The organism is Tepidisphaeraceae bacterium (assembly GCA_035998445.1).
In the GTDB taxonomy this organism is placed as follows: domain Bacteria; phylum Planctomycetota; class Phycisphaerae; order Tepidisphaerales; family Tepidisphaeraceae; genus DASYHQ01.
On the sequence record DASYHQ010000026.1, the window covers coordinates 233,662 to 247,897 of the forward strand.

Genomic DNA, 14,236 nt, shown 5'->3' on the forward strand with positions numbered 1-14,236 from the left:
TCGGATACGTGCTTCACTGATTCCACTGACCGATGCGCGTCAACTGCAAAATGTCTTCCAAAAGGGAGCCCACAGGCTGGCGGACACAACCTCTTGGTTGATCTGGGACGTGTCATCCCGATGCGAGCCTTGGCGACCTGACCCATCTCCCAAGGCGGAGAACCGTCCGTGGTTCGAGATCCCTCAGGTCGCCTTAGGCTCCCCTCGGGATGACAGTCGATTGGCCCACCGGCTTCATTGCTAAATCGCGAGCTCCCTACGCCACCGGCACGCTGGTGCGGCTCGTAGGGCGGGTGATCTTCGACCAGGCGCGCTTCACCGTGGCGCGCAAGCCGCGCCACGCGCGGCCGCCGGTCTTCAGGTTCGTGTGAATCGTCATGTCGATCGGCGAGTTCGGACGCGGCTTGTGTTCCCACGTCTCGTTCGGTGACGCTTCCAGCGCAACGGACTGCCGTGCCTCGGCGTAAATGCTTTCCCAACTGTTCGACGAGTCGGCCAACAGCATCTCCTGCGCCTGGTCTGCACCCTTGGCGACGGGACGAGGCTTGGGGGTCGGGCGCGCGTTCTGGTCGCGCTGCTCGCGGCCTAGTGGAATGACCTTCGGGATATCGGCGATGATCTCGTCGGCCTCCACTGGGGGCTTGAACTCGAAGCCCGCCATGGTGCCGGCGAGCGCCTCCACCGGGTCGGCGGGCCGCTCGCGTTTGGCCGGGGCCGCCGGGGCGTCGGCGATGTCGCCGGCGAAGAAGTTGACCTTCGTCCGCCCGATGCGGATCGTCTGGCCGTCCTCCAGTTTGAACTGCTTTACCTTGGCGCCGGCCACGATCGTGCCGTTCTTGCTATCGAGGTCCGTCACCACCCATTGGCCATCCACCTGTTCCAGCCGGCAATGCTTGCGCGACAGCAGGATATCGCGAATGGAAACATCGCAGTCCGGCGAACGCCCGATCGTCACTGGCCCACCCAGCGCTTGCCGTTCGAACTCACCGATTTTGTCACTGATGATGAGGTACGCCATGACGCTACAGATAATATCGGCCCTTCGGCGAATCGGACGGCAAACTTTGTCGAAACCTCGCCTGCCGATGAGGCTACCGATGTAAGCTACGCATCTTAAATCGCTTGCGCTGGCAGGTCAGGTCTAATAAATTTCGTTCAGCAAGATGTTAGGAAAGGTGCGGGTTGGGCGCAAGGCTGGCAGACGAAACCCTCCCGCCTCGCGCGCTGTTGTCATCCCGAGCGGAGTGGTAGCGACTCGGGGGATTTCCCATGGTCGAGCATCGTCCGACTGGACAGATCCCTCAGGTCGCTACCGCTCCCTTTGGGATGACATACCGCTTGTTGGCGATCACACATCGGTTTTGTCCGCCAGCCTTTGGTCGACGAAACCGCAAGCGATGCTCTCACCATCTTGACACGCGCCGCGATAAGCGATGCACTGAGCGACCGATGTCCAGACGCGTCTTCCTTTCCGTCGCCGAGGTCAGTGGCGACCAGCACGCCGCCCAGCTCATCCATAGCCTGCGCCAGCTCGAATCTTCGATCGAGATCGAAGCGATCGGCGGCCCGCTCATGCGCAAGGCTGGCTGCAAGGTGCTGCATGAGACCGTCGCCAATGCCGCGATGGGCATGGGTGGAGTTGGACGCTATTTCGAGCTAAAAAAGGTGCTTAAACAGGTGGAAACCCACCTTTTGGCCAATCGGCCAAGCATCATGATCGGCGTCGACTCCCCGAGCATGAACTTCCACTTCGCGGCGCTGGCGAGGCGGTTGGGCGTGCCGTTTTTGCAGTATGTCGCGCCGCAGGTCTGGGCGTGGCGCGAGGGGCGCGTGAAGAAGATCGCCCGCACGATCGACCGCGTCGCCTGCATCCTTCCGTTCGAGGAGGCGTACTTTCGCGGCAAGGGGGTGAACGCGACGTTCGTCGGTCACCCGTTGTTCGATGAGCTGCCCGCCGACCGTGGCCAACCGTTTGAGACGAAGTTCCCCAGCCGCCCCCCCATCGTCGGTCTGCTGCCCGGCTCGCGGCGCGGTGAGGCGGTGAACCATTACGCCGCCATGCTGGAGATGGCGACGCGCATCCGGCAGGTTTTCCCCAAGGCGCGGTTCGTCACCCCCACCGTCGATGCGACGCACGAGATCGTGACGCAACTGGCGAAGGGGCGCGCCGATGTGACGGTCGAGCAGGACGCGTTCGACCGCCTGGTGCCGCAGTGCGACCTCTGCATCACCGCCAGCGGCACCGCAACGCTGCACGTCGCGGGGTACGGCGTGCCGATGGTCATCATGTACCGCGGTGGCAGTCGGCTGACGTATTACGGCATCGCGCAGTGGCTGATCATCACCAAGAAGTTCGCGCTGGTGAACCTGCTGGCCGACCCGGACGAATGGGTCGCTCCCGAGTTCATCCCCTGGTTCGACGACCCCGAACCCGTCGCCGCCTCCGCCATCGACTTCCTGCAAAACCCGGACAAGCTCAAGGCCCAGCACGACCGCCTGCTGCGCCTCATCAAAGACCTCGACCGCCCCGGCGCGAGCATGAACGTCGCGAAGATCGCGTTCGAGATGATGGAGAAGAAGGGCTAACCACGACTGCGCGAAGACACGAAGAAGTGCGGGTTTATGTGGTGTTATGACGCGACGAAGTGATGCTAATCCGTCATCTTGAGGTACTCTGAAGGATCTCCCTCCGTATTCGCTTCGGGAAGGAAGAGATCCTTCGGAGTACCTCAGGATGACGAGGTTCTTCCAACTGAATCGCTCCGTCCTATTCGCGTTTCACTCCGTGTCTTCGTAGTTCAACTAAACTCCAAGATGACGCAAACCTCCCACAACGTCGCCGACACCGAGCGCATCGCCGCCGGCCTGGCGCGCTCGCTACAGGGTGGCGAATGCATTGCGATGCACGGCGATATGGGGGCGGGGAAGACGCAGTTCGTCCGCGGGCTGGTGGGTGGATTGGGGGGCGATACGCGCTCGGTCAGCAGCCCGACGTACGTGTTGCTGAACGTCTACGACACCGGCCGGCTCACCGTCTACCACTTGGACGCCTATCGCGTCCACGGCCCCGACGACTTCGACGCCATCGGCTTCACCGAACTGCTCGAACAAGGCGGCGTCGTCGTCATCGAATGGCCCAGCCGCGTCGCCGAGCTACTACCACCCAACCTGATCCACGTCACCCTCACCCCAACCGTCGAAAGCCAGCGGCAGATCGAGATCAGCTAGCCATCGCACGCCCCATTGGGATTTGGTGCTCGGTCATTTGTTGGTCATTGGTGCTTGGTATTTGGGAATTTTGCGACCTATCCCTTCACCGCACCCGCCGACAGGCCCTTCACGAACAGGCGCATCGTGAACAGGAACAGCACGATCAGCGGGATGCTGGCGATCGTGTAGCCGGCCATGAGTTCGCCCCACTTTTTCACGTACTCGCCGTCCAGGTACATCAGGCCGGTGGTCACCACCGGCTTGCTGGGGACGGCGACCAGCGGCAGCATCAGGCTGTTCCAGTTGCCGATGAACTGCATGATCGCCAGCGTGCCCATTACGCTGCCGCTCATGGGCAGGACGATGTTCCAGATCTGCTGCAGGTGGCCGGCACCGTCGATCTCGGCCGACTCGAAGAGTTCCTTGGGGATGTCCTCGATGAACTGCCGCAGGATGAAGACGCAAACCACCTGTCCGCCGACGGCGCCGGTGAGGACGATGGCCCAGAGGCTGTCGAAGAGGTTCAGGTTGATGATGAGCGTGAAGAGCGTCACCAGCGTGGCGGCGGTGCCGGGCAGAAACATCGTGGCGACCAGCCCGTAGTAGACGACCTCGCGGCCGGGGAAGCGGTAGCGTGCCAGGACGTAACTGGTCAGCAGTGCCGCCATCAGGCAGAGCGCGACGGCGCCGGTGGTGACGACCAGCGTGTTGGCGATGGCGCCGTTGATCGCGTCCCACCCCTTCTGCCAGTTGGCCCAATTCCACAGCCCCGGGGCGTCGAACGTGAACGGGTTGGCAACGAACTGGTCGTTGTTCTTAAAACTGATGACGAACATCAGGTACAGCGGGAAAAACGCGAAGAACAGCACGAACGCCATGATGCCGTGCTTGAGCGTCTCTTTGAGGGGGCTGACTTTGGTGGCCATGATTTCATTTGCGATTTGCGATCGCCGATTTGCGATTGAAAGACTGAAACGACTTAAGTCTCCTTCTTTCCACTCGCAAATCGGCAATCGCAAATCGGCAATTCCTTACTTATCTACCTTCACGTACTTCTGATACACGATCGTGATCGCCAGGATCAGCACGAAGAGCACCATGCCCAGCGCGCAGGCATAACCGAACCGGCCCTCGACGAACGCGCTCTTGTACATGTACAGGCCGGGGACCATGCCGACGTTGCCGGGCCCGCCGTCCGGCCCGAGCAGCAGGAAGATGAGGTAATAGTCGCCCAGCGTGCCGATCGTCATGAAGATCAGGTTGATGCGGACCTGCGTGAGGATGAGCGGCAGTTCGAGCGACCAGAGCTTGCCAATGCTGCCAAGGCCGTCGATCTCGGCGGCCTCGTAGACGTCCTGGCTGATGTTCTGCAGGCCGGCGAGGTAGATGAGCACGCCGACGGTGCCCACCCAGGGAAAGCCCCAGAAGATGATGGCGGGGATGATCAGCTTGCTGTGGCCCAGCCAGGCGGGCGCACCGGTGAGGAACGCCTGCGTGGGCGTGGTCCAGATCATGGTCGCCAACAGGAAGAACGACGCCGCCGTCAGGGCGAGCGCGCCGGCCCAGGTGTGCCAGCCGGTGTTCACCCGCTGCCGCAGCGCCGCAAGTGCGATGGCGACGGCGCACATGATCAGGAACGCCACGACGACGACGCCCACCACGACCAGCACCGGGTTGCCCAACACCTGCTGCAGCGAGCCGGACAGCACGTCCCAGTAGGCCCAGGCGGCGGCAAACGACAGGAACATCCACCCCACCCACGCTCGCATCGCGGAGCGAATGGTCTTCTGTGTAAACAGGATCAGCGCGCCGATGATCGCCAGCCCCCACACGCCCCCCAACGGGTCGATGACCGCCTCGCGCACCGGAGACAGCGTGGCGGCGACCTTCGGCATCGCCGTGTCGAGCCAGTTCAGCACGCCCATGAGGCCCGTGCCATTCAGGAACTTGTTCAGCACGCCGGTCGTCGAGTCGTAGAACGTCTTCCAGACCAGCAGCCCGACCAGCGCCGGGATGATCATCGGGATGACGAACAGCACGCGGTAGATGTACTGCCAGCGGTCGCTGCGAATGCGGTGCAACGCCACGGCCGCGAAGATGCTGGGCCACATCTTGAACAGGTTGGCCACCAGCAGGATGCCAACGAGTTGGAACGAGCTCCAGAAGAGCGCATCACGCGTGAAGGCGTCGACGAAGTTCTTGAACCCGATGAACTCGCTGATCTTGTCGCCGTCCCAGTTGTACAGCGAGTACTTGACCGCGCCCCACTGCGGGTAGTACGTGAACAGCAGCATCCCGAGCAGCGTTGGGAGCATGAGCGCGAACAGCACGAGGTACAACCGCGTGCGGTGCACAAGCTTGGCACCACGCCGCGAGCGGGCGACCCCCACCGGCTTCTTTCGCGTGATGATCCCGGTGGCGGCATTGGTTGAAGCTGCGGTGGTCATAGTGACGTAGTTTCCGGAAAAGTAAGGTTGACACCCCATCGCTTGTCCTGCCCGTTCCCCCAGAAGGCCAGAACGTCGACTGATCCGCCGTCGCCCGCCGCCCGTTCTATATTCGTGCTGATCTGCACATCGAAGCGACGCGGAGGGTCACCTCGACACGGGTGGTCGCAGGCAGAAACTTAGATCGGTGGAATCGGGTGTCCGCGTAGTTCCTCGTATCGGGCCGCCGACTCGGCGCCGTTGTTCTTGATGACCTGTTGCAGCAGCGCCTTGCGCAGCTTCTCGGTGGCGTCGGCCTCGGCGCTGGGGTCGAGCAGCTTGCGGGTGGCCTGCATGGCAAGCACGCGTTCCTGGTTGCGGCTTTCGCGCACGAGCATGTCGTGATCGAGCGACCAGGCCCGGTCCCCGCCATAGGTCGGATTGCGGATGGCCTCGTTCACGGTCTTCACCATCGATTCGTACGACGTCTCACCGCTGTAGAACAGCGTCTCCTGGCCCGAGAGGACGTTGCCGACCTGTGCGCCGATGTTGAACTGCACGTGCGACGTGTAGCCAGTGGGATCGGGGACGAACGGCCGCATGAGCTCGCTGGGTTCGGCGCCGATCGTCACCGGCGGCCAGTTGGCTGCCTTATTCATTTTCTCGTTGGCTCGCTGGCTGGTGAGGTAGCGCAGGAAGTCCAGCGCCCGCTCCTGGTTGGGCGACCCTTTGAAGACCGCGAACGGCACGCCCCAGGCGCCTGCGTCGGCGGCGCGACCACTGACGTACTGGCCCCACCGTTCGTCGGGCGCAGGCAACGGGAAGTCGATCACGGCCAGGTCCCACCCCTTGCCGTCCATCGCGTTGCGAATGCCCTCGGCATCCCACGAACCGGTGCCCAGAAATATCGCGCGACCCTGCGAGAAGTTGAACTGCGCCTGCTGCCTGTCGATGGCGGCATAGCCCTCGCCCAGCAGGCCGGCGAACGCTTCCATCATCTCGTAATAGGCCTTCACGGACGGCGTGTCGAAGCCGACCTTGTTCTTCAGCACGCCCTCGTAGGTCTCCAGCGGCGAGATCATGCCGTCCAGATTGATGTCGAGCTGCGGCTCAAGCGACGTCGTGAACGCAACGTTATATCGCCCGTAGAAGAACTTCAGCGAGTAGGTGCTGGCGACGGTGCGGATCGGTTGCTTGGTCCGCTGCGCGTAGTCGTTGACCGCCTTGCCGATGGCCATCAACTCACCCAAGGACTTCGGGGTCTGCTTTGACCCGGTAACCTCTTCCAGCAGCGTACGGTTGACGAAGATGCGCGTGCCGGCCAGCGTCGCGGGGATCGCGTAATAGTCGAGCAACTTCGGGCGGTACCCGATCTTCATGCCATCGAGCGTCGTCTCGCGCCAAGGCACCCCTTCGAGGTTCGTGCCGCGGTTGTACGGGTTGGGAGCGGACAGTTCGCCGCCGAGCGCCAGAAAGTAGCGCACCATCGATTCGTCATTGGAGGCGTACTTGGACATGCCCGACTCGATCAGGTCCGGCGCGGTGCCGCTGATCAACTGCGTGTTCAGCCATTGTCCGTACACCTTTTCGGTGATCGGCATCTGCACGATGCGGACGTCGGGGTGCAGCTTTTCGTAGTCGTCGATCACGCCCTGAAGCGCCGCACGGAAGCCATCCTCCAGTTGCCAATGGCAGACGCGCAGGACCGTGCGACCATCGGACCCGGAGAGCTCACGGTTGCCGCGGATGACCTGGATGAGGCTGGCGATCATCGCCACGCTCAGCACCGTGACGCCGACGACGGTGGAGTTGAGGAAGCCCTTGCGTGGTACATCAGCCATTGGTGGTTCCTCCGAGGTTGGGGATGGGCGTCTCAACGGGCCGTGTGCCCGGGGGCGCGGACATGGGCACGGTGGTGGGTTGGGTGGCAGGAGCGGGCTCGGCCGAACCGGCGGTGCCGAGGCGGATCTTCGGGACGGGTGCGCCCAGTCGCTTCAACGCCATCTGCGACTCGTACGCCTTACCACTGACGGCGGCCTCAGTGACGATGCGCGTGTAGAACCTGATCGCCGTCGGCACGTCACCCACCCGCTCGCCCAGCTGTGCGACGCGCCACCAGACGCGCCCAATGTCTGAATCGTCCAACCAACCAAGGCGGTCGGCATTCACGTAGGCCTTCAGAGACTTGGAAAAGTCGGCCAGCGGGTAGAAGTACGTGTCGCCGAGGTACTGCCACATGCCCGACGCCAGCGGGCCGTCCGGGTAGGCGGAGAGGTAGCGTTCGAGCACGTCGACGCCCGCCTTCACGTCATCGGGCTTGTACGACTGCACGTAGGCCGACGCCAACCGAAGCGTCGCCTCAGCGGCGATCTCCTCGTTCGGAAAGCGTTCGGTGACGGTCGCGTAATACTTGCGAGCCGTGTTGAGGTCGGGCACGTCGCCGTAGTAGTCGCGCAGCTCGGCGATGCGGCCAAGGTTCATCAGCGACCGCGCAGCGAATCTCGACCCAAGCTCAGGCTTGGACAAAGCTTGGTAAAGCTTGGCGGCCTCATCTATCTTGGCGGGGTCGGCCGGGGAAACGTGCTGGGCGGCGACGGCGGTGCCGTAGGCGGCTTCCTGCCACTGGGCGGAGCCTTCCTCCGTGTCGCTCATCGCGGCGCGGTAGAGCCTGCCGGCCCGGTCCCAGTTGAAGAACGCGATCTGCTCGCTCGCCTCCCGCAGCGTCTGTGCGACGTCCGTCTGGCCCATCGCCGGCGCGGTCCACGCCAAGGAGGCCGCCAGTAGACAGGGAATGAGTGCGGTCCGAAATCGGATTGCAGAGTTCATCATTGGGGGGTGCCCAGCATACCTAAGCAACGCGCCGCGATCAAACTCGTTTCACGTAGGCGGACGTTAACAGGCGCGTTACCAAATCTCAGTCAAGCGCAATCGGCGCATGTGCTTGCTTCAATGTGATCCGGCTCGTGCCAAAGGGTCGCACGCGGCGGTCGTTTCGTCTAATCTCCGGTGCGACGACCATCCCAAGGTTGATAAACCCGGGAGCACCGCCCATGCGTGATCCACTGACGGCGTTCGAACACAAGTTGATCCTCACGCACTTTCCACAGGGCAGCACAGCCGTGGGCTCGATGTCGTTTCCGGGGCACAACAAGCGGTACCCGCTTCGCGTGACCGTCACGCTGCCCGACGGCCGGGAAGAAACGGTGGTGTTGCGCCAGGACGACAAGCCGGGCGGCAGTCACTTGGAATCGCAGTTGTTGCCGGTGCTGCACCGGTTGGGCCTGCCGGTGCCGCAGGTGCTGGCGGGGCCGACGGTCGATCCAACGCATCCGGACAGCCCGGCGAAGATCGTCTTCTCGCTATTAACGGGTACCGACCTGCTGCGATCTTGTTGGGACACGACCTCAAACCGGCTCGATTTTATTGCCGAAACCACGCTCGACGCGATCGATCGCCTGCACGCCCTGACCGAAGCCGTCACCGCCGACCCCGTCGCCAAGATCATCCCCCGCCATTCGCTCGCCGACGAGCTTAAGCAGGTCCGGCAGACCGGTGGGCGCTGGACGAGTCACCCGCTGTTCGCCGAGGCGCTCGAACGGGTGACACCGGCGGTGGAGACGATCGAGACGCCGCTGGTCTTCAGCACAGGCGATTACAACCCTGGCAACTTCCTCACCGATGGCGAGACCGTCACCGGTTACGTGGACTTCGCGTGGACCTGCTTTCAGGATCCGTACGTTGGCATCACGCGCTACTGGCTGAACGAATGGTATCCGCTGAACAAGGTCGGCATCGTCGAACGCTACCTGTTCCGCCACAACGTACCGCGGACCGAGTTCGCGCCCCGGCTGGTGGTGCGGGCGCTGGCGATGCTGCAGAACGAATGCATCCCGGTCGATCCAAAGAACGATCCGACACGCGACAAAACCTTGGAATTGTTGAAACTAGGCCTGGCCGGCCTGCAATAGCACGCGCGGCGAACGAGTCGCAGGCAGTCCATTGACGGACATCAGGAGCGCAAGATTATGTGGCAGCAGTATCGCAAGACCTTCTGGCCGATGCAGGCCTTCATCTTCATCCTGTGCGCGATCGGCTACTTCTTCGTGAAGATGCCGCTGCCCGCGGCGCTGTTCCTGTACGTGATGTTGCAGTTCGGCTCGTTGTTCGGCGCCTGGTGGGGCATGCGATTGCGCAGCCAACTCGAGAAGCCCGAAAATCGCCTGCCGTTGGAACGGTAGCAACAGGCGGGTGAGTCCCCGCCTACTTCAGTTCCCCTGACGGCGCGGTCTTTTCGATCACCTTCTCGACGGCGATCTCGGCGACGGTCTTGTTGCGGCGCTTACGCCAGATGATGTACGCCACAACGATCACGACCGCAACAACGATGCCGCCGATCACCCAGTGTTCGTACGGCTTGATCGTCCGCCGGATCGATTCGACGTCGTCCAGCTTGCGCCCAAGGTAATACCCCAGCGCAACGAACAGCCCGCCACTGACGAGCGCCGCGATGCCGTCGGCGATCACGAACTTCACGAAGTTGAACCGCGTTGCCCCCGCCGCCACCACCATCGCGCCGCGAATGCCCGCAAACAACCGCCCCACCGCCACCACCCAGATGCCGTACCGCTCGAACAACTGCTCGGCCTTCAGGATGCGGGCCTCGGTCAGATGTTTGCCGACGAACGGCACCTTCGTGATGTTCAACCCGTACTTACGACCCAGGCTGTACAGCACGCAGTCGCCACCGATGATCCCCAGCCATGCGAGCGAGCCGACCACCCAGATGTTCCACCCCTTGGCCACGAAGAACCCGCCGATGATCAGCGGAATATCCTCCGGCAACGGCAGGCCGAGCCCGCAGGCGAACAGCAACGCGAAGATCGCGATCGGACCGCCCACCTCGATCCATCTCTCGACCGTGTTGGCGTCAAATAAAGCTAGGAGCGCGAAGGGAATCATGGGCGATCAGAAGGTACGGGAAATTTCCGAATGACGAAACGGGAATGAGGAAGCAAATCCGATTAACGAAGCCCGGTGGCGATAGACCCTGTCATCCCGATGGAAGGCTTGCCGACCTGAGGCTAGGGGACAAAACCTCGGCCCCTATGCGCTACCTGTCATCCCGAGGGGAGCGGTAGCGACGCGAGGGATCTCCCATGTCCCACACCTTCCGTTGATCGAGATCCCTCAGGTCGCTACCGCTCCCTTCGGGATGACATGGGGTTTTGTCCGCTAGCCTTTCGGTTCCCATCGGGATGACCCTGTCGCGCAAGGCGACAGCGGGTTGACTAGCCATTACGTTCGCCTGCATCTTTGATCGGCCCATTCGTCATTCTGGTTTGGTCATTGGTCATTTCTAAATGTAGTACATCTCCTGCTGCGAATTCGTGGCCTTGCCGACGTGGTCCATGAGTTCTTCAAGGCTCATCTGGTCCAGCGCCTCGTTGGTGGCGTCGGTCAGGCGATTGTTGAGCAGGCGCACCGCCACCTCGCCGGGCGTCGACTCCCCGACGGCGTCGGGCTCGCGGATGGTCAACCGCCCTTCCAACCGGCGGACGAGTTCGCCAACACGAATGTCCTTGGCCGGTCGCGACAGCCGATAACCCCCGCCACTGCCCACCTTGCTCTCGAGGAACCCACCGCGGCGCAGCGCCAGCAGGATGGACTCCAGGAACTTGTTCGGCAGTTCTTCCTGCCCCGCCAGATCGCGTGACTGCACGAACTCGCTCGGCCGCAACCGCGCCAACTGCACGATCGCCCGCAAGCCATACTCGGTCCGCTTGGATAATCTCAATCCGGCATCTCCTACTGGAATGGTAGGCGAGCATAACTGAGGGAAGCACCCTCGGCCACCCCGCGTAGGGGCAGGCCTCCGTGCCTGCCCTCCTTCTTTTCCCAGAACAAAGAGGGCAGGCACGGAGGCCTGCCCCTACGCGCGCTGGACACAGAGTGGGTTCTCAGACAGAACCCAGTTGAAGCGGTGGATTGCCCCGTCTTGAACCAATGGCCAGTGGCTGATGACTCGCGGCTCCACTGCAACCTTCCGCTCGCTTGGCCCTATAGTGAGGTAATGCTTCGCCACACCGCCTCAATCGTCCTGCTCGTCCTCACGCTGCTCGGCGGCGCGACCGCGTCCGCCCAACCGGCCAAGGCTACGGTCGACGCGGCCATCAGCACGTCGCAGTTGCTGCCGGGACAGGAATCCGTCGTCGCCGTCACCATCAACGTGCCTGAAGGCCTGCACGCGCAGTCGCACACGCCGACGAAAGAGAACTACATCAAGCTGACCGTCACGCCCGATGCGAACGACGCGTTAACCTTTGGCGAGCCGCGTTATCCGCCGGGGGTGAACAAGACGTATCCGGCGCTCGGTGAGCTGAACGTGTACGAGGGAACTGTCGTCGTGCAGATTCCCGTGCAGGTGCCCGCCGGCGCCCAATCGGGACCCGTGACGATCGCCGGTAAAGTGCGGCTGCAACTGTGCGACGACAAGGTCTGCTTCTTCCCGCAAAACGTGCCGTACTCGATCGAAACGTCGATCGCGCCCCCGGGCACCGCCGTCGAGACGTCGCAGACCGGCGCGTTCGCGCCGATGGCTACTGCTGATGCCACCGCCGCCGCCACGCCCGCCCGCAGCGCGTGGGTGTGGTTCGCGATCGCGTTCGGGGCCGGCATCATCTTCAACCTCATGCCCTGCGTGCTGCCCGTGCTGCCGCTGAAGGCGATGGGCTTTTACGAAGCGGCCCAGCACAGTCGGCTGCGCTCGGTCGGATTGGCGCTGGCGTTTACCGTTGGCATCGTCGCAGTGTTCGGCGTGCTGGCGGTGCTGATTCTCGTGACGAAGCAACTGACGTGGGGCTCGCAGTTCAGCAACCCGTGGTTTCTCTGGCCGATGGTCGCGATCCTCGCCCTCATGGGCATCGGCCTGATGGGCCTCTTCTCGCTCAGCCTGCCGACCGCCGTCTACAGCGTCACGCCGCGCCACGACACGGTCGGTGGCAACGTCGGGTTCGGCATTCTGACGGCCATCCTCTCCACCCCCTGCACCGCCCCGCTCTTTCCCGCACTCCTGCTCTGGGCGCAAACGCAGCCGACCGCCCTCGGCGTCGGCGCGATGCTGATGGTCGGCGTCGGCATGGCGGCGCCGTACCTCGTGCTGAGCGCGTTCCCCCAGTTGGCGATGCGCATGCCGCGCGTCGGTCCGTGGGCGGAGCTGTTCAAGCAGATGATGGGCTGGCTGTTGATCGGCAGCGCGGTCTTCTTCGCCGCGGGCCGACTGATTTCCGGCAGCAACTTCCTCTGGGCCATCGTCGCCGTCGCGGTGATCGCAGCCATCTTCCTCATCGCCCGCACGATCGCGCTGGGTGCAGGCCGGCGCGGCATCGCGGTCGCCAGCACGATCGCCGTGCTGCTGTTCGGCTCCACCTTCGCCTACGCCGGCCACATGAACGGCCTGTTCACCGACACCGTGAAGTGGACGCCCTACTCCGACGAAGCCCTCGCCACCGCCCGCGCCACCGGCCGACCGGTGCTGGTCAAATTCACCGCCAACTGGTGCGGCAACTGCCAGTACATCGAAGCGACCGTCTTCCACGACCGCGACACGGTAAACGCCATCGAGTCCGGCAATGTCTTGGCGTTGAAAGCCGACCTGACGCACGACGGCGCAAGGGGCACCAAACTGCTGAACGAACTAAACCCCGGCGGCGGCATCCCCTTCACCGCCATTTATCGGCCGCAGTCCGAGAAGCCAATCACGCTCAGCAGCATCTACACGACGCCGACGCTCATCGACATGATCGCGCCGCGCGAAATCTCAGCGGGCCGATAATTTTCCGCTTTCCTAACTAAAAGACTTGTTCCGACCTCGCGTAAATTATCCGGCGCCGCCGGAAGATATATCCGCCCTCCGGAAGATATTTGCGACGGCCGGAAGATATTCGCGACCGCCGGAAGATATTCGCAGCCACCGGAAGATATTTCCGCCCGCCGGATGATATTGCGACGGCCGGAAGATATCTGCAGCCACCGGAAGATATTTCCGCCCGCCGGATGATATTTGCGACGGCCGGAAGATATCCGCAGCCACCGGAAGAGATTTCTGCCCTCCGGATGATATCCGCGACCGCCGGATGAGATTTGCAGCGGCCGGATGTTATCTCTGCGCTCCGGATGAAATTTGCGGCGGCCGGATAATATTCGCAGCCGCCGGATGTAATTTGAAACGGCCGGATGAGATCTGCAGGCTCCGGATGTTATCGCTGCCCTGCGGATATCTTCCCGGCGTCGCGGGACTTTCCCACGTCTCGCGGGAATTCATACGGATCGTGATTAATTGATGCGCGGACTCGTCATCCTGAGCGGTGTTTAAGAACAGTGTCGCGTCCGCTCCGACCGTGGCATGGGCGTCTCGCCCATGCGTGTGTCAGGTCGGCTGATCTGGTTGGTTGTTGAGCCGCGATCGGCGCAACATGCCCAAATAATGGCCTTCGTTCCAATCCGACAGCATGGGCGAGACGCCCATGCCACGGCCGGAGCAGACCCAGCCGACTTAGTAAACACCCTCTCAGGATGACGAGCGCGCGGTTTAATCACGATTC

12 protein-coding genes are annotated in these 14,236 nt (G+C 62.8%); 5 read left to right on the plus strand and 7 right to left on the minus strand.

The genetic code is table 11. From position 1 onward, the window contains the following. Positions 1-256: 256 nt before the first annotated feature. Positions 257-1,018 (minus strand): FHA domain-containing protein, encoded by a 762-nt coding sequence (locus VGN72_11890; GenBank protein ID HEV7300059.1) that lies wholly within the window; start codon positions 1,016-1,018, stop codon positions 257-259. A gap of 431 nt (positions 1,019-1,449) precedes the next feature. Here VGN72_11890 and VGN72_11895 point away from each other — a divergent pair, with 431 nt between their 5' ends. Further along, complete coding sequence (locus tag VGN72_11895; GenBank protein HEV7300060.1) at positions 1,450-2,586, plus strand: hypothetical protein; 1,137 nt, start codon at positions 1,450-1,452, stop codon at positions 2,584-2,586. A gap of 228 nt (positions 2,587-2,814) precedes the next feature. Next, positions 2,815-3,228, plus strand: coding sequence for a tRNA (adenosine(37)-N6)-threonylcarbamoyltransferase complex ATPase subunit type 1 TsaE (gene tsaE / locus VGN72_11900; GenBank protein HEV7300061.1), 414 nt, complete (start codon positions 2,815-2,817; stop codon positions 3,226-3,228). A 77-nt stretch (positions 3,229-3,305) separates the two neighbouring features. Here the strand turns inward: tsaE and VGN72_11905 are convergent, their stop codons facing one another. The 4 genes from VGN72_11905 to VGN72_11920 all read right to left on the minus strand — a co-directional run bounded on the left by VGN72_11905 (position 3,306) and on the right by VGN72_11920 (position 8,405). Further along, positions 3,306-4,136 carry a carbohydrate ABC transporter permease gene (locus tag VGN72_11905; GenBank protein ID HEV7300062.1) on the minus strand — a complete coding sequence of 277 codons (831 nt, stop codon included), beginning with the start codon at positions 4,134-4,136 and terminating at the stop codon, positions 3,306-3,308. Between the two features lie 105 nt (positions 4,137-4,241). Then, a complete protein-coding gene (locus VGN72_11910; GenBank protein HEV7300063.1) occupies positions 4,242-5,657 on the minus strand; it encodes a sugar ABC transporter permease in 1,416 nt (471 codons plus the stop codon). Positions 5,658-5,836: 179 nt separating this feature from the next. Then, positions 5,837-7,477, minus strand: a complete 1,641-nt coding sequence (locus tag VGN72_11915; GenBank protein HEV7300064.1) for an extracellular solute-binding protein — start codon at positions 7,475-7,477, stop codon at positions 5,837-5,839. After that, entirely contained in the window at positions 7,470-8,405 is a 936-nt protein-coding gene (locus VGN72_11920) for a tetratricopeptide repeat protein (protein HEV7300065.1), read from the minus strand. Before VGN72_11920 ends, VGN72_11915 begins: the two co-directional genes overlap by 8 nt. Positions 8,406-8,686: 281 nt before the next feature. Here VGN72_11920 and VGN72_11925 point away from each other — a divergent pair, with 281 nt between their 5' ends. Together VGN72_11925 and VGN72_11930 are read left to right on the plus strand one after the other, a co-directional pair. Then, a complete protein-coding gene (locus VGN72_11925; protein ID HEV7300066.1) occupies positions 8,687-9,604 on the plus strand; it encodes a phosphotransferase in 918 nt (305 codons plus the stop codon). Positions 9,605-9,661: 57 nt separating this feature from the next. Next, the gene (locus VGN72_11930) at positions 9,662-9,874 is read left to right on the plus strand and encodes a hypothetical protein (protein ID HEV7300067.1); all 213 of its coding nucleotides are present in this window, start codon (positions 9,662-9,664) and stop codon (positions 9,872-9,874) included. Positions 9,875-9,896: 22 nt separating this feature from the next. Here VGN72_11930 and VGN72_11935 read toward each other — a convergent pair whose 3' ends face one another. Both VGN72_11935 and VGN72_11940 read right to left on the minus strand, forming a co-directional pair. Then, the gene (locus tag VGN72_11935; GenBank protein ID HEV7300068.1) at positions 9,897-10,595 is read right to left on the minus strand and encodes a DedA family protein; all 699 of its coding nucleotides are present in this window, start codon (positions 10,593-10,595) and stop codon (positions 9,897-9,899) included. Positions 10,596-10,992: 397 nt separating this feature from the next. Then, the gene (locus tag VGN72_11940; GenBank protein HEV7300069.1) at positions 10,993-11,430 is read right to left on the minus strand and encodes an Rrf2 family transcriptional regulator; all 438 of its coding nucleotides are present in this window, start codon (positions 11,428-11,430) and stop codon (positions 10,993-10,995) included. Between the two features lie 276 nt (positions 11,431-11,706). On the opposite strand from VGN72_11940, the gene VGN72_11945 reads away from it, so the two are divergent. After that, positions 11,707-13,467, plus strand: coding sequence for a cytochrome c biogenesis protein CcdA (locus VGN72_11945; protein ID HEV7300070.1), 1,761 nt, complete (start codon positions 11,707-11,709; stop codon positions 13,465-13,467). The last annotated feature ends 769 nt before the right edge of the window (positions 13,468-14,236 follow it).